Origin of the sequence: Poseidonocella sp. HB161398, from assembly GCF_005870025.1 — a bacterium.
Taxonomy (GTDB): Bacteria; Pseudomonadota; Alphaproteobacteria; order Rhodobacterales; family Rhodobacteraceae; genus Mangrovicoccus.
In genome coordinates, this window is the sequence record NZ_VATA01000009.1 from 60,552 (window position 1) to 76,106 (window position 15,555).

A 15,555-nucleotide genomic window follows, 5' to 3' on the forward strand; every position below is an offset into this window, starting at 1 on the left:
CTAGGGGCGCCTGCGGCGGCGCGAGAGCAGAGAAAGCGCCGCGAGGCCGCCCCCGAGCCCCAGGACCGTCGCGGGAAGCGGCACGACGGTCGTGCCGGACCGGCCGGCGGCGCGGACGCCTTCCCATTTGACGTCGCTGAAGCCGCCGAGCTGAGTCGTCACCGCCAGGTCGGCCTGGGAAATCAGCCGCCGCTCGCCGCTCGCGATCGCCGGGACCATCAGTGCCTCGGAGGTGCGCGGATCGTCGGGGTCCATATGGCCGGTCCCGTAGAGGCTCAGCGTCGCGCCGGCGAACTTGCCCGAGAGGATGTCGATTTCGCCGTCGTCGAATTCGTCATTGCCAATCGAGGTGAAGCCGAGGAGGTGGCCGAATTCGTGCAGCGAGACCGAAAAGAGGTCGAAGGCGCCATAGGCGGCCCCGGCCGCGCCGGAGAAGCTGAGCCCGGTGATCATCTCGCCGCCGCCCATGTCGTAGCGGAGCGTTTCAGGGACCGCGTATTCCTCGTTCTGCAGGGGCGTGGGATCGGCGAACCAGGTATAGCCGTCGTCGAAGCGGATATCGCCGACCCAGCCGTCGCTGGCATTGTTGCGGATGCTGCTCTGCGTCGCGACGGCCAGCGTGGATCCGGTCAGCGGCGCCCAGCCGACCGAGACGCTCAGCGTGGCGGCGTCGCCGATCAGCGCCTCCCAGCTCTGCGCCGCGGCCGAGACGGCCTGCTCGAACAGGCCGCCGCCGACGGTGGTGCCCGGTGCATAGGCGACATCCGATCCCCCGGCCGTGGCGGAGGCGTAATGAAAGGGTTCGCCATCCTCGAGGAAATCAATATTTATGGTCAGGGCCTGGACCGACGGTGCGGAGGTAAGTGTCAGAATGAACAGGAAACCCGTTTCGCGAAGCAGCATTCCGAAACTCCGAACGAACAATAAAATATCGAGAAGTTTGTATATTATCGCCGGTCCCGTGGCAATCGAGCAGCCTGCCCCTGCGGCAATGGGCACAGCCTAGCCATGGCCGACTTCCGGGAACTTCTGCGCGGGGTGGTCCATCCCTGGCATCACGACCATTTCGGCCACATGAATGTCCGCCACTACGCGCCCTTCTTCGACGATGCGTCCTACCACCTGTGGACGGTGCTCGACATTTCCTACAAGGACATGATGGAGGCGCATGGCATCCACTGCGTCACCGCCCAGGCGACCACCAATTTCATCCGCGAGCTTACCGCCGGCGACCTGATCCGGATCGACGGCGCCGTGACGCGGGTCGGCTCGAAATCCGTCAGCTTCCATCTGCGGATGTTCAATGCCGATACCGGGCTGCTGCATGCGACCTACGACATGGTCGAGGTGTTCTTTGACCCCGAGCACAGGCGCTCTACCTTCATGCCACCCGAGATCCGCGCCGAGCTGGAGGACGCGCTGGTCGAGATCGACTGATCTGGATCAGCTGCGGGCTTGAGCTGGCGCAAGGACAGGCGGGGCACGGCTCCCTAGCCTTCAGGGATGATGCAACCGGAACACGGAGGACAGATCATGACCCACCGGAAACGCAGGCGCGGCGCGCCGGGTGCAGAGCTTGCCGGGATGGCGGCCGCGGCGCTGTCCTTCCTGCTGGCGGGCCTCGCCGGGCTCTTCCTGCCGGGGCAGCGCGCGCCCGAGCCTGTGCCGATCCCGGTTCCCGTCCGGCCGCATCGCCGCTAGGCGCGAAAAGCCGCGCAGCCGGCGTCCGCCCGGCCTTGCCGCAGCCGCGAATTCGGGGCATTGCCGGGGCATGACCTCTTTCATGGATGCCGCCCTTGCCGCAACGGCCCGCATGCATGGCGTGTTCGACACCACGCCGCTGCTGCTGAACGCCCATCTCTCGGCGAAATACGGCGCCGAGATCTGGCTGAAGCGCGAGGATCTCTCGCCCGTGCGCAGCTACAAGATCCGCGGCGCCTTCAACGCGATGCGGAAGGTCCGCGCCGCCGATCCCGGCCAGGACCAGTTCATCTGCGCCTCGGCCGGCAACCACGCCCAGGGCGTCGCCTATGCCTGCCGCCATTTCGGCGTGCAGGGCACCATCTTCATGCCGGTGACCACGCCCGAGCAGAAGATCATGAAGACCCGGGTCTTCGGCGGCGACAATATCCAGATCCGCCTTGTCGGCGACTATTTCGACGACACGCTGGCGGCCGCCCAGGCCTTCTGCGCCGAGGTCGGCGGCCATTTCCTGGCGCCCTTCGACGATGCCGACGTGATCGAGGGACAGGCCAGCGTCACCGTCGAGATGCTCGACCAGCTCGGCCGCGCGCCCGACATCCTGATCTTGCCGGTCGGCGGCGGCGGGCTCTCGGCTGGGGCGATCGCCTATCTGAAGGAGGCCGCGCCGACGACCGAGGTCTGGCTGGTGGAGCCGCAGGGTGGCGCCAGCCTGACGGCCGCGATCGCCGAGGGCGCGCCGGTGACGCTTCCGCAGGTCGACAATTTCGTCGATGGCGCCGCGGTGGCGCGGATCGGCGCCCTGCCCTTCGAGACGCTGAAATCCGTGCCCGCGGACCATGTGCTGACCATCCCCGAGAACCGGCTCTGCACCACGCTGATCGAGATGCTGAATGTCGAGGGCATCGTGCTCGAGCCGGCCGGCGCGCTGGCGGTCGACGCGCTGAAGGACCTGAAGGAGCGGATCCGCGGCAAGACCGTGGTCTGCGTCACCTCCGGCGGCAATTTCGACTTCGAGCGGCTGCCGGAGGTGAAGGAACGCGCGCAGCGCTTCTCCGGGGTGAAGAAGTACCTGATCCTGCGCCTGCCGCAGCGGCCTGGCGCGCTGAAGGACTTCCTCGGCCTGCTCGGCCCCGAGGACGACATCGCCCGGTTCGAGTACATGAAGAAATCCGCGCGCAACTTCGGCTCCGTGCTGATCGGGATCGAGACCGCGCGGCCGGAGAATTTCGACGCGCTCTTCGGGCGGCTGGCGGCGCAGGGCTTCACCTATGCCGACATCACCGCCGACGAGACCCTGTCGGAATTCGTCATCTGAGATCCGGCGCGCCGTTCAGGCGGCCAGGTAGCCTGCCGCGGCGAGCCGGCCCAGGAAAAGTGCCCGGGTCCGCGCGAAACTGTCTTCCAGCGCGGCCAGATCCGGCGGGCTGCCCTGCCTTGCGGCCAGCTCCGCCTCGCGGCAGAGCTGCGCGAATTCGGCGAAGCCCAGGTTGAGCGCCGCGCCCTTGAGGAAGTGCAGCTCGGCCACCCCGGCCGTGGCGGGGCCGAGCCGGCCCAGCGTCTCTCCGGCCTCCTCCAGGAACAGCTCCACCACTTCGGCGAAATCCTCCGCGCCGACCTCGTCGCGCAATTCCTCGATCCGGGCCCAGTCCAGCATCCGTCCCTCCGCTGCGTCGCTGCCAGCATCTGCCGCTTTGCTGAACAGCGGGTTAGCGGCGGCGCTGCCTCTGGCGGACGATAGCTGGCATTCTAGGCATCTTCACCCTGCCTTAAACCCTTCCGTGCCAAGAGGGCCGGGAAAGGGGGCGGACAGCCGCGATGGAGTCTTCGATCGATAGCAGCACGGCGCCGCCGGGCGGGACGGCCCCGGCCTGCGAGGCCGGTCACGTGCTGATCGTCGATGACAGCCGGATGCAGCGCAAGATCCTCACTTCCACCCTGCGCCAGATGGGCTACGGCGTGACCGAGGCCGGTTCGGGCGAGGAGGCGCTGGACCTCTGCCGCGCCCGCCCGTTCGAGCTGATCCTCTCGGACTGGATGATGCCGGGCATGGACGGGCCCGAGTTCTGCGCCCGCTTCCGCGACCTGGAAACGGAAAGCTACGGCTATTTCATCCTGCTCACCTCGAAGAGCGAGCGCGACGACATCGCCAAGGGGCTGGAGGTCGGGGCCGATGATTTCATCACCAAGCCGGTCAATGCGGTGGAGCTGCGCGCCCGCCTCGCCGCCGGGCAGCGCATCGTCAACATGCAGCGCCAGCTCAGCCAGAAGAACCGCCAGCTGGGCCTCGCCTTCCAGCGGATCCAGTCGCTCTACGACGCGATCGAGGCCGACCTGGCCGAGGGCAAGCGGCTGCAGCAGTCGCTGGTGCGCGACCGCCACCGCGACCTCGGCCCGGCGGAACTGTCGCTGCTCCTGCGCTCGGCCGGGCATGTCGGCGGCGACCTGGTCGGCTGGTTCCCGACCTCGGGCAGCCAGGTCGGGCTCTATGCCATCGACGTCTCGGGCCATGGCATCACCTCCGCGCTGCTGACGGCGCGGCTGGCCGGCTATCTCTCGCCCACTTCGAAGGACCAGAACATCGCGCTGGAGCGGACGGTGGATGACTGGTTCCGCACGCTGCCGCCCCATCTTGTGGTCCGGCGGCTCAATGATCTGATGTTCCAGGACATTGATACCGAACACTATTTCACGATCTGCCTGGCGATTGTCGACCTCCGCAGCGGGCTGGTGCGGATGACCCAGGCCGGGCATCCCCATCCGGCGGTGCAGCGCGCCGACGGCCTGGTGGAGTTCTTCGGCGAGGGCGACCTGCCGGTGGGGCTGGTGCCGGGCGTCGACTATGCCAGCTTCAGCTTCCATCTCGCGCCCGGCGACCGGCTGCTGATGGTCTCCGACGGGGTGACCGAATGCCCGGCGGGGCCGGATGACCGCGCGATGATCGAGGAGGACGGGCTGGCCAATATCCTGTCGCGCAACCGCGAGTTGCGCGGCCCCGCGCTGCTGGAGGCGATGGTCTGGGACCTGACGCAGTTCTACGGCGCCGACGACCTGCCGGACGATGTCTCGGCAGTGCTCTTCGAATACCATGGCGAGGGCCGGAGCGGGCCGGCCCCGCCGGGCTGAGCCGGCTCAGAGCAGCCGGGACAGCATCTCCCGGTCGCCCGGGCTGGCGGCGATCCGCGCGGCATCCTCGAGCGGCACGAAGACCGCCGAATGCCCGGGCTCGCTCGGCGGTCCGTGGCGGCGCACCGGCCGCGCCACGTAGATGCGGCAGGTCTTCTCCGCCCAGATGCCATAGTCCGGCATGTAGACGAAGCGGCGGTAGGCGCCGAGCCGGCGCAGCCCGGCGATCGACCAGCCGGTCTCCTCCATCACCTCGCGATGCAGCGCCTGCAGGGGCGACTCGCCCGGGTCGATGCCGCCGCCGGGCAGCTGGAATTCCGGCTCCGGCTCCATCTGGTGGGTCAGGAGCACGTCGCGCCCGGCCAGCAGCACGGCATAGGCGCCGGGCCGCAGCCGGTAGCTGACATCAGGTTTCACGCTTTCACCAAAGCGGCGCATGTCTTGGTCCCCCAGGTTGCCGAGCCTATCTAGGCGCGGTATGCCCAAGCGAAGCCTACAAGGAAAGCCCATGACCATCGGCAAGCAGATCGCCTGGGACGACAACGTGTTGCCGTTCCAGCTGGACCTCGCGGATATCCGCGGCCGCGTAGCGCGGCTCGATACCGTGCTGGACCGCATTCTCGAACAGCATGACTATCCCGCCCCGGTCGAAGCGCTGGTGGCGGAGATGGCGCTCCTCACAGCGCTGATCGGCCAGACGATCGAACTGCGCTGGAAACTGTCGCTGCAGGTGCGCGGCGACGGCCCGGTGCGGCTGATCGCGACCGACTACTACGGCCCCACCGATTCCGGCGAGCCGGCCCGGATCCGCGCCTATGCCTCCTTCGACCGCGACCGCCTGGACGCGGCCACGCCCTTCGACCTGCTCGGACAGGGCTATTTCGCCATCCTGATCGACCAGGGGGCGGGGATGCAGCCCTATCAGGGGATCACGCCGCTTTCGGGCCCGTCGCTCGCAGCCTGCGCCGAGACCTATTTCGCCCAGTCCGAGCAGCTGCCGACGCGGTTCTCGATCGCCTTCGGCCAGTCGACGGCGCCCGGCACGGCGGAAACCTGGCGCGGCGGCGGCGTGATGCTGCAGCACATGCCCAAGGCCAGCCCCTTCGTCGCCAACGATGGCGGCTCGGGCGAGGGCGGCCTCCTGCGCCCCGACGACATGCTCGACGGCGACGACGAGGAGAACTGGAACCGCGCCAATCTGCTGCTCGACACGATGGACGTGCTGGAGCTGATCGGCCCCTCGGTCCAGCCGACCGACCTCCTGGTCCGGCTCTTCCACGAGGAACAGCCGCGGGTCTATGACAGCCAGCCGGTCAGCTTCGGCTGCACCTGCTCGGCCGAGCGCGTGCGCCAGAGCCTGTCGATCTATTCGGCCAAGGACATCGCGCACATGACCACGGACGAGGGCATCGTCACCGCCGACTGCCAGTTCTGCGGCGCGCATTACGAATTCGACCCGCAGACGCTCGGCTTCGAGGCGACGAGGGATCCGGAGGATCCGGAGGGCGATGCCTGAAACCGGGCTCTCCCTGGTCGCCGCCGCCCTGCGCGAGCCGGCGCCGGCCTCGTCGGATTTCGACCTGAACCCGGCCGTCGTTCTGCCGGAGGGGCGGCGGCTGCGCCCGGCGGCGGTGCTCGTCGGGCTGATGCCCGGCCCGGCCGGGCTCGAGGTGCTGCTGACCAAGCGCTCCTCGAAGCTGCGCCACCATCCCGGGCAGATCGCCTTCCCGGGCGGCCGGCTCGACCCCGAGGATGGCGGCGATCCGGTGACGGCGGCGCTGCGCGAGGCCGAGGAAGAGGTCGGGCTCGACCCCGGGCTGGTGCGGATCATCGGCCAGCTCACGCCGCACGAGACGGTGACGAGCTACCATGTCACCCCGGTCGTGGCCGAGATCACCCGGCCCTTCGCGCCGTTGGCCGAGGCGGGCGAGGTGGCCGAGATCTTCTCCGTGCCCTTCGACTTCCTCGCCGATCCGGCGAATTTCCGGGTCGAGGGCCGCCGCTGGCAGGGCTCGCGCCGCTACTACTATGCGGTTCCCTGGGGCCCCTACTACATCTGGGGGGCGACGGCGCGGATGCTGAAGGGCCTGGCGGACCGGGTGGCGGCATGCCGCTGAGGATCGCGCCTCCCTGGCTCGGGGCTCCGGGGCCGCAGGCGGTGATGGCCGCGCTCGGGGCGGCCGGGCACCGCGCCTGGTTCGTCGGCGGCTGCGTCCGCAATGCGCTGCTCGGCCGCGACGGCAGCGATATCGACATCGCCACCAGCGCGCGGCCCGGCGAGACCGAGGCCGCGGCCCGCGCGGCGGGGCTGAAGGCCGTGCCGACCGGTGCAGAGCATGGCACGATCACCATCGTCGTCCAGGGCGAGGGCTACGAGGTCACGACGCTGCGCCGCGATGTCGAGACCGACGGCCGCCATGCCAGGGTGATCTTCGCCGACCGGATCGAGGACGACGCCGCGCGGCGCGATTTCACCATGAACGCGCTCTATGCCGGGGCGGACGGGCAGGTGGAGGACCCGCTGGGCGGGCTCGCCGACCTGCAGGCCGGCCGGGTGCGCTTCATCGGCGATGCCGGGGCGCGCATCCGCGAGGACTACCTGCGCATCCTGCGCTTCTTCCGCTTCACCGCCTGGTACGGCGGCGACGGGCTGGATGCCGAGGGGCTGGCCGCCTGCGCCGAGCTGGCCGAGGGGCTGGGCCGGATCGCGGCCGAGCGGATCGGCCAGGAGATGAAGAAGCTCCTTGCCGCGCCCGATCCCGCGCCGGCGCTCGCGTCGATGGCCCGGGCCGGCGTCCTGGCGCAGGTGCTGCCAGGGGCGGATCCCCGCGGGATGGCGCCGCTCGTCCATCACGAAGCCGGCGCCGCGCCGGACCCGATCCGGCGCCTCGCGGTCCTGGGCGGTACCGATCCGGAGAAGGCGCTGCGGCTCAGCCGGGCGGAGGCGCGCCGGCTCGGGCTCTATCTGCAGGCGCTGGAACGCGGCGACAGCCCGGCGCGGATGGCCTTCGAGCATGGCGCCCGGGCCGGGCGGGATCTCGCGCTGATCACGGCCGCGCTGACCGGCCAGCCGCCGGCCCCCGATCTCGATCAGGCGATCGCGCGGGCGGCGGCCGCGCGCTTCCCGGTCTCGGCGAAGGAGCTGATGGCGCAGGGCCGCGAGGGCGCGGCGCTCGGCCAGAGGCTCGCCGCGCTGAAGGAGGCCTGGATCGCCTCCGGCTTCGCGCTCACCCGGGCAGAGCTCCTCGCCCTGCCGGAGTGACTATTTCAGCGCCGCCTTGCGCTCCGAGGCGGAATAGTTGCTGAAATGCCCCTCCTTCGCCGCCTGCTTGCGCGCCGAGGCGAGGATCCCGGCTGCCTTGCCCGGCGGCGCCACGCGCGAGATCTGTTGCTTCACCGCCTGGCTGGCGCAGGACGGGCAGGGCGGCAGCGGCGCGCCGAGCGCGACCAGCTCCTCGAATTCCGCGCCGCAGTCGCTGCAGCGGTAGCTGTAGATCGGCATCTGTGTCTCCCCTTGCCGGTTGCGGGCCCGCATTGCGGCACCCCGCCCGGTCCAAGCATGCCGCGTGCCAGGCCCGGCTCGGCGATCCCCCGCCCGCCGTGCCACGGCAGGTTTTGACGCAGGAGGGAATCGGCCTAAGACGGCGCCAAGCGAAAGGCATTCCCCGTGTTCCGTTATTTCGAGACCCTCATCGATCCCTATCAGGATTACCCCGAAACCGATGCGCCGCCGCGCCGGCTCTGGCCCTATCTGCGCGCGCTCTCGCGGCCCTTCCACCGCCTCTTCCTCGTCGCGGGCCTCTTGGCCTTCGCTGTCGCCGCGGTGGAGATCGGGCTGATCCACTACATGGGCCGGGTGGTCGACCTGCTCGGCACCGCCACCCCCGCCACGATCTGGCGCGAGCACGGGCTGGAGCTGGGGCTGATCGCGGTCTTCCTGGTGACGCTGCGCCCGTTGCTGCAGGGGCTCGACGTGCTGGTGCTGAACAACGCGCTGATGCCCAATTTCGGCACGCTCTTCCGCTGGCGGGCGCATCGCCACGTCCTGCGCCAGTCGGTCGGCTGGTTCGAGGACGACTTCGCCGGGCGCATCGCCAACCGCATCATGCAGGCGCCGCCCGCCGCGGGCGAGGCGGTGTTCCAGATCTTCGACGCGCTGGCCTTCGCGCTGGCCTATGTGCTGGGCGCGGCGGTGCTGCTGGCCGATGCCGACCTGCGGCTCTTCGTGCCGCTGGCGCTGTGGTTCGCCGCCTATCTGGCGCTGGTGCGCTGGACGGTGACGCGGATCGGGCCGGCCTCGAAGGCGGCCTCGGATGCGCGCTCCGCCGTGACCGGCCGGGTGGTCGACACCTATACCAACATCCAGTCGGTGAAGCTCTTCGCCCATCATTCGGGCGAGCTCGACTACGCGAAGGAGGCGATCGAGCATGCCCGCCGCACCTTCGCCGCCGAGATGCGGCTCTTCACCATCATGGACATCACGCTGACGCTGCTGAACGGATTGCTGATCCTCGGCGTGGTCGGGCTCGCGGTGCTGCTCTGGGCGCAGGGCTCGGCCTCGGTGGGCGTGGTCGCGGCGGCGACGGCGCTGAGCCTGCGGCTCAACGCGATGACCGGCTGGATCATGTGGGCGATCTCGAATTTCTTCCAGTCGCTCGGCGTGGTGGCCGAGGGGCTAGAGACCATCGCCCAGCCGATCGCGCTGACCGACCGGCCCGGCGCGCCGGATCTGCGGCTGAGCCAGGGCGCCGTCGCCTTCCGCGACCTGTCGCACCATTTCGGCAAGGGATCGGGCGGTCTCGACCGGATCACGCTGGAACTCGCCCCGGGCGAGAAGGTCGGCCTGGTCGGCCGCTCGGGGGCGGGCAAGTCGACCCTCGTAAAGCTGCTCCTGCGCTTCTACGACACCGAGGGCGGGCGGATCGAGATCGACGGCCAGGACATCGCGGGCGTGACCCAGGACAGCCTGCGCCGCCAGATCGGCATGGTCAGCCAGGACTCCTCGCTGCTCCACCGCTCGGTGCGCGACAACATCCTCTACGGCCGGCCCGGCGCCGGCGAGGAGGCGATGATCGCCGCCGCGCGCAAGGCCCAGGCGCATGAGTTCATCCTCGGGCTGATGGATGCCGAGGGCCGCCGCGGCTATGACGCCCATGTCGGCGAGCGCGGCGTCAAGCTCTCCGGCGGGCAGCGGCAGCGCATTGCTCTCGCTCGCGTGATCTTGAAGGATGCGCCGATCCTCGTGCTGGACGAGGCCACGAGCGCGCTAGATAGTGAGGTCGAAGCCGCAATCCAGGATACGCTCTACGGCATGATGGAGGGTAAGACCGTCATCGCCATCGCGCACCGCCTGTCCACCATCGCCCATATGGACCGCATTCTCGTCCTCGACGGGGGCCGCATTGCCGAGCAGGGCAGCCATGGCGACCTGCTGGCGCAAGAGGGGCTCTATGCCGGGTTCTGGACCCGGCAGTCGGGCGGCTTCCTCGGAACGGATGACGACAAGACGGAGGCGGCCGAATGACGACCAGGCCAGAAGCAGAGATTGCGGAAGAGAAGACCGGGCGGATTCCGCCCTTCTACCGCAGGCTCGCCGACACGATCGAACCTTTCGCCCAGGCCGAGGGCCCGCCGCCGGGCCGGCTCCGGCCCTTCATGGGCTGGGCGCTGCGCGGCGCGGGCACGCAGATCCGGCTGGCTGTCGCCGCCTCGATCTCGGTCGGCATCACCACGGTGCTGGGCTTCTGGATGATCGGCTGGGTGATCGACGGGGCGCAGGCGTCCGGGGCGGGCTATCTCGCCTCGCAGGGCTGGCAATTCGCCGCTCTCGCGGTGTTCTTCCTGGCGATCTGGCCGCTCTCGATGGTGGCGAACGCGGCCTTCAACACCGTGACGCTGCAGCCGAACCTCTACGCGCTGGTGCTCTCGCGCGTGAACCGCCACACGCTGGGCCAGGCGCTGAGCTATTTCGACAACGACTTCGCGGGCCGGATCGCGCAGAAATCGCAGCAGACCGCCCGCGCGGTGACCGAGGTGGTGACGGAATCGACCAACATCCTCGGCAACGCGGTGGCCGCGGCGCTCTCGGCGGTGGTGATGCTCGGCGCGGTCAACTGGTGGCTCGGCCTCGTCGTGCTCGTCTGGATGGCGGGCTATGCGGTGCTGATCCGCTTCTTCCTGCCGCGCATCCGCTCGCGTTCTCAGCTGCGCGCGGCGCGGCGCGCCATGGTGACCGGCCAGATCGTCGACACGATCACCAATATCACCACCGTGAAGCTCTTCGCGCATGGCACCAAGGAAGAGGCCGCGACCGAGGACTCGCTGCATGGCTACCGCGAGGCCTCGGTGGCCTGGGCGTCCATCGTCGTGACCTTCCGGCTGTTCATCTTCGTCCTTGCCGGGCTGCTGCCGACCGTGCTGATCGGGCTCAGCCTGTATCTCTGGGGGCAGGGCGCGGCGACGGCCGGCGACATCGCCGCGGCCGGCCTCGTTTCCACCCGGCTGGCCACCATGACCGGCTGGGTCAGCTTCGCGGCGCTCGGCATCTTCTCGAATATCGGCGAGATCGAGGACGGCATCCGCACCCTCACCCCGCCGCATGCGATCACCGACCGTCCCGAGGCCGCGAATATCCCGCGCGCCAGCGGCGCCGTGCATTTCGAAGGCGTGTCCTTCGGCTATGGCGGCAAGCCGGGCGCCGCGCTCGACCGGTTCGAGCTCGACATCCGCGCGGGCGAGAAGATCGCGCTTGTCGGCCGTTCCGGGGCGGGCAAGTCGACGGTCATGTCGCTGCTCCTCAGGCTCTACGATGTCGAGGGCGGGCGGATCATGCTCGACGGCCGCGACATCCGCGAGCTGACCCAGGACGCGCTGCGCCGCCAGATCGCGATGGTCCGGCAGGAAACCGCGATGTTCAACCGCTCGGCGATGGACAATATCCGCTACGGCCGCGCCGATGCCACCGACGCGGAGGTGATGGAGGCGGCGCGCAAGGCCTCGGCGCATGACTTCATCCTGACGCTGCGCGACCATCGCGGCCGGACGGGTTATGACGCCCATCTGGGCGAGCGCGGGGTGAAGCTCTCGGGCGGGCAGCGGCAGCGCATCGCGCTGGCGCGCGCCATCCTGAAGGACGCGCCGATCCTGGCGCTCGACGAGGCGACCTCGGCGCTCGACAGCGAGGTCGAGGCCGAGATCCAGGGCGCGCTGACCCAGGTGATGGAAGGCAAGACCGTGGTCGCCATCGCCCACCGTCTTTCGACCATCGCGGCGATGGACCGGATCATCGTGCTCGAGGGCGGCCGCATCGCCGAGATGGGCACCCATGACGAGCTCCTCTCGCAGGGCGGGCTCTATGCCCGCTTCTGGCACCGCCAGTCCGGCGGCTTCCTCGGCGCCGAAGCGGCGGAGTGAGGCGCTCTCCCTCTCCCCGCCGGGGAGAGGGCCGGGGTGAGGGGGGAGCGGGGGCGCGTGGGGGCTCTGGCCCCGCCCGCGCCCGTGGTATAGGTCGGCCCGGCACATGAGGAGCCAGGCATGACCGAGCTTGTGATCACGAAACTGGGGCATCTGGGCGACGGCCTGGCCGAAGGCATTGTCGTGCCCGGCGCGCTGCCGGGCGAGACCGTCGTCGGCGAGGTGGCGGGCGGCGCCATGGCCGCGCCGAAGATCGTCATCCCCTCTGCCGACCGGGTGAAGGCCCCCTGTCCGCATGCGAAATCCTGCGGCGGCTGCGTGCTGCAGCACGGCTCGGACGCGCTGGTCGCGGCGTGGAAGCAGGGCATCGTCCGCGACGCGCTGCGCGCGCAGGGCATCGAGGCCGAGATCGGCCAGCCGGTCACCTCGCCGGCCGGCAGCCGCCGCCGCGCGGGCTTCGCTGGCCGGCGCACCAAGAAGGGCGCGCTGGCGGGGTTCCACGGGCCGCGCTCGCACACGCTGGTCGAGGTTCGCTCCTGCCACGTGATCACGCCGAAGCTGGCGGCGCTCCTGCCGCATCTCGAGGCGCTGACTGTCGCGGGCGGCTCGCGCAAGGGCGAGATCTCCTTCCAGGCCACCGAGACGCTGAACGGGCCCGACCTGGCGGCGACGGGCGGCAAGCCGCTCGATCTCGCGCTTCACCAGGCCCTGGTCGAGCTCGGCGCAGCGGCGGGACTGGCGCGGCTGAGCTGGAATGGCGAGCAGGTGGCGCAATGGGCGGCGCCCGACGTGCATATGGGGCCGGCCCGGGTGACGCTGCCGCCGGGGGCCTTCCTGCAGGCCACATCGCATGGCCAGGCGGCGCTGACCGCGGCGGTGGAGGAGATCACGAAGGGCGCGTCGCGCATCGCCGATCTCTTCTGCGGCTGCGGGACCTTCGCGCTGCCCCTGTCGGCAAGGGCGGATGTGGCGGCCTATGAATCCGAGGCGCCGCAGGTGGCGGCGCTGACATCGGCCTGGAACCGCACGGACGGGCTGCACCAGCTGAAGGCGGAGGTGCGCGACCTCTTCCGGCGGCCGCTGATGGCGGACGAGCTGAAGGGGGTGGAGGCGGTGGTGATCGACCCGCCCCGGGCCGGCGCGGCGGCGCAGATGGCCCAGCTGGCCAAATCGGGCGTCGAGGTGATCGCCTCGGTTTCCTGCAGCCCGTCGAGCTTCGCCCGCGATGCGGCGCTGCTGCTGGCGGGGGGCTACGAGATGGGGCCGGTGACGGTGGTCGACCAGTTCCGCTGGTCGCCGCATGTCGAAATCGCGGCGGGCTTCACGCGCCGGAGCTGAGCGCCGCGCATGGAGCCCCGCAGCCGGGAGGGGGACACCCCCTCCCGGACCCTCCCCGCCGCCGGAGAGGCGGAGCGGCGGGGAGGAGGCTCAGGCCGCGCTGACCGGATCGGTCAGGCGGCGCAGCACGCTGGTGCGGCTGACCTGCCCGAGAAGCTGGCCGTCGCGGGTCACTGGCAGCGCCAGGTCGGTGGCGCAGACCGCCTGCATCACCTCGGCCACCGGGGTGGCGGCATCGACCGCCTGGCCTTGCGGCCCGACGGCGGGCTCCATCACGTCCTCGGCGGTCAGCACGCCGAGCGGGTTCATATGCGCCACGAAATCAGCGACATAGTCATTTACCGGATTGGAGAAGATCTCCTGCGGGGTGCCGCATTGCACGATCCGTCCGCCTTCCATGATGGCGATCCGGTTGCCCAGCTTGAACGCCTCGTCGAGATCGTGGCTGACGAAGATGATCGTCCGCTTGAGTTCGCGCTGGAGCTGCAGCAGCTCGTCCTGCAGCCGCGACCGGATCAGCGGGTCGAGCGCCGAGAAGGGCTCGTCCATCAGGAGGATCGGCGCTTCGGTGACGAAGGCGCGGGCCAGGCCCACGCGCTGCTGCATCCCGCCCGAGAGCTCGCCCACCTTGCGGTCGGCCCAGTCGGAGAGGTTGACGAGCTCGAGCTGGCGGTCGACCCGCGCCTCGCGCTCCTTTTTCGGCACGCCGCCGAGCTCCAGCCCCAGCCAGACATTCTCGCGCACGGTGCGCCAGGGCAGCAGGCCGAATTGCTGGAAGACCATGGCGATCTGGTTCAGCCGCATCTCGCGCAGCGTCTTCTTGCCGGCATGGGTGATGTCGACCATCTCGCCGCCGCGGCGGACATGGACGGCGCCGCGCACCACCGGGTTCAGCCCGTTGACGGCGCGCAGGAGCGTCGACTTGCCCGAGCCCGAGAGCCCCATGAGCACGAGGATCTCGCCCTCGCCGACATCGAGCGAGCAGTCATGCACGCCCAGCACCTGGCCGGTCTCGTCCTGGATCTCGGACCGCGAGCGGCCGGCATCCATTAGCGGAAGCGCGCTCTGCGGCGCATTGCCGAAGACGATGTTCACCTGATCGAAACTGACAGCTACGCTCATTTCCGGCCTCCCGCATGCAGCATCCGGTCCAGCATGATGGCGACGACGACGATGACGAAGCCGCTTTCGAAGCCAAGGGCCGTGTTCACCTGGTTCAGCGCGCGCACCACCGGCACGCCCAGCCCGTCAGCGCCGACCAGCGCGGCGATCACCACCATCGACAGGCTCAGCATGATGGTCTGGTTCAGCCCGGCCATGATCTGCGGCACGGCATAGGGCAGCTCGACCTTCCAGAGCACCTGGGAGGGCGTGCCGCCGAAGGCGCGCGCTGCCTCCAGGAGGTGCTGCGGCGTGGCGGAGACGCCCAGATAGGTCAGCCGGATCGGCGCCGGCACGACGAAGATCACCGTCGCGATCAGCCCCGGCACCATGCCGATGCCGAAGAAGACGATCGCCGGGATCAGGTAGACGAAGGTCGGCAGCGTCTGCATCAGGTCGAGGACCGGGCGCATCGCGGCATAGAGCTTCGGCCGGTGCGCCGCGGCGATGCCGATCGGCACGCCCACGGCCATGCAGACCACGCAGGCAGAGAGCACCAGCGTCAGGCTCTCGGTGGTCTCTTCCCAGTAGCCCTGGTTGATGATGAAGAGGAAGCCCGCGAGGATGCCGGCGGAGATCTTCCAGCTGCGCTGGAGCGCGTAGCTGATCGCCACGAAGGCGGCGACCACGACCAGCATGGGCGGTTCCTGCAGCACCCAGAGGATGCCGTCGATCATCGAGTCCATGAAGTCGGCGAGGCCGTCGAAGAACCAGGCTCCGTTGATCTGGAGCCAGTCGAAGATTGCCGCTGCCCATTTCCCGATGGGGATCTTGTTGTCGGTCAGCCAGTTCATGCTATCCCTGTGTCGTTCTGTT

Annotated in this window: 16 protein-coding genes; 10 read left to right on the forward strand and 6 right to left on the reverse strand. The window is 69.7% G+C overall.

Annotation, left to right across the window (positions count from 1 at the left end):
* Complete coding sequence (locus tag FGX59_RS09480) at positions 1–903, reverse strand: hypothetical protein (protein WP_138466293.1); 903 nt, start codon at positions 901–903, stop codon at positions 1–3.
* A 105-nt stretch (positions 904–1,008) separates the two neighbouring features.
* Here FGX59_RS09480 and FGX59_RS09485 point away from each other — a divergent pair, with 105 nt between their 5' ends.
* The 3 genes from FGX59_RS09485 (at position 1,009) to ilvA (ending at position 3,019) form a co-directional block, all read left to right on the forward strand.
* On the forward strand, positions 1,009–1,437 hold the full coding sequence (locus tag FGX59_RS09485; protein ID WP_138466294.1) for a thioesterase family protein: 429 nt from the start codon (positions 1,009–1,011) through the stop codon (positions 1,435–1,437).
* Positions 1,438–1,533: 96 nt separating this feature from the next.
* Positions 1,534–1,701: a hypothetical protein gene (locus FGX59_RS37525; RefSeq protein WP_171060585.1), complete on the forward strand. Its 168-nt coding sequence runs from the start codon at positions 1,534–1,536 to the stop codon at positions 1,699–1,701.
* A 70-nt stretch (positions 1,702–1,771) separates the two neighbouring features.
* Positions 1,772–3,019, forward strand: a complete 1,248-nt coding sequence (ilvA, locus tag FGX59_RS09490; protein WP_138466295.1) for a threonine ammonia-lyase IlvA — start codon at positions 1,772–1,774, stop codon at positions 3,017–3,019.
* Between the two features lie 15 nt (positions 3,020–3,034).
* On the opposite strand, the gene FGX59_RS09495 is transcribed toward ilvA, so the two are convergent.
* A complete protein-coding gene (locus FGX59_RS09495; RefSeq protein ID WP_138466296.1) occupies positions 3,035–3,358 on the reverse strand; it encodes an Hpt domain-containing protein in 324 nt (107 codons plus the stop codon).
* A gap of 161 nt (positions 3,359–3,519) precedes the next feature.
* Here FGX59_RS09495 and FGX59_RS09500 point away from each other — a divergent pair, with 161 nt between their 5' ends.
* The gene (locus FGX59_RS09500) at positions 3,520–4,827 is read left to right on the forward strand and encodes a PP2C family protein-serine/threonine phosphatase (protein WP_138466297.1); all 1,308 of its coding nucleotides are present in this window, start codon (positions 3,520–3,522) and stop codon (positions 4,825–4,827) included.
* 6 nt (positions 4,828–4,833) lie between these two features.
* On the opposite strand, the gene FGX59_RS09505 is transcribed toward FGX59_RS09500, so the two are convergent.
* Positions 4,834–5,265: an NUDIX domain-containing protein gene (locus tag FGX59_RS09505; protein ID WP_138466298.1), complete on the reverse strand. Its 432-nt coding sequence runs from the start codon at positions 5,263–5,265 to the stop codon at positions 4,834–4,836.
* A gap of 70 nt (positions 5,266–5,335) precedes the next feature.
* Between FGX59_RS09505 and FGX59_RS09510 the strand changes: the two genes are divergently transcribed.
* Genes FGX59_RS09510 through FGX59_RS09520 form a run of 3 tightly spaced genes read left to right on the forward strand, consistent with a single transcriptional unit; the run spans position 5,336 to position 8,089 of the window.
* On the forward strand, positions 5,336–6,343 hold the full coding sequence (locus FGX59_RS09510; RefSeq protein WP_138466299.1) for an Hsp33 family molecular chaperone HslO: 1,008 nt from the start codon (positions 5,336–5,338) through the stop codon (positions 6,341–6,343).
* Entirely contained in the window at positions 6,336–6,944 is a 609-nt protein-coding gene (locus tag FGX59_RS09515) for a CoA pyrophosphatase (RefSeq protein WP_138466300.1), read from the forward strand. The genes FGX59_RS09510 and FGX59_RS09515 overlap by 8 nt, the downstream gene beginning before the upstream one ends.
* Entirely contained in the window at positions 6,941–8,089 is a 1,149-nt protein-coding gene (locus tag FGX59_RS09520) for a CCA tRNA nucleotidyltransferase (protein ID WP_138466391.1), read from the forward strand. The genes FGX59_RS09515 and FGX59_RS09520 overlap by 4 nt, the downstream gene beginning before the upstream one ends.
* On the opposite strand, the gene FGX59_RS09525 is transcribed toward FGX59_RS09520, so the two are convergent.
* Positions 8,090–8,329, reverse strand: a complete 240-nt coding sequence (locus FGX59_RS09525) for a zinc ribbon domain-containing protein (protein WP_138466301.1) — start codon at positions 8,327–8,329, stop codon at positions 8,090–8,092. It lies immediately after the preceding gene.
* A 165-nt stretch (positions 8,330–8,494) separates the two neighbouring features.
* Here FGX59_RS09525 and FGX59_RS09530 point away from each other — a divergent pair, with 165 nt between their 5' ends.
* From FGX59_RS09530 to FGX59_RS09540, 3 genes are all read left to right on the forward strand, one after another.
* Positions 8,495–10,351: an ABC transporter ATP-binding protein gene (locus tag FGX59_RS09530; RefSeq protein WP_138466302.1), complete on the forward strand. Its 1,857-nt coding sequence runs from the start codon at positions 8,495–8,497 to the stop codon at positions 10,349–10,351.
* Positions 10,348–12,240: an ABC transporter ATP-binding protein gene (locus FGX59_RS09535; protein WP_138466303.1), complete on the forward strand. Its 1,893-nt coding sequence runs from the start codon at positions 10,348–10,350 to the stop codon at positions 12,238–12,240. The genes FGX59_RS09530 and FGX59_RS09535 overlap by 4 nt, the downstream gene beginning before the upstream one ends.
* Before the next feature lie 120 nt (positions 12,241–12,360).
* Positions 12,361–13,578 (forward strand): class I SAM-dependent RNA methyltransferase, encoded by a 1,218-nt coding sequence (locus FGX59_RS09540; RefSeq protein WP_138466304.1) that lies wholly within the window; start codon positions 12,361–12,363, stop codon positions 13,576–13,578.
* Positions 13,579–13,668: 90 nt separating this feature from the next.
* Here the strand turns inward: FGX59_RS09540 and choV are convergent, their stop codons facing one another.
* Together choV and choW are read right to left on the reverse strand one after the other, a co-directional pair.
* A complete protein-coding gene (choV, locus tag FGX59_RS09545) occupies positions 13,669–14,700 on the reverse strand; it encodes a choline ABC transporter ATP-binding protein (protein ID WP_138466305.1) in 1,032 nt (343 codons plus the stop codon).
* Complete coding sequence (gene choW, locus FGX59_RS09550) at positions 14,697–15,533, reverse strand: choline ABC transporter permease subunit (protein ID WP_138466306.1); 837 nt, start codon at positions 15,531–15,533, stop codon at positions 14,697–14,699. The genes choV and choW overlap by 4 nt, the downstream gene beginning before the upstream one ends.
* Positions 15,534–15,555: the final 22 nt, after the last annotated feature.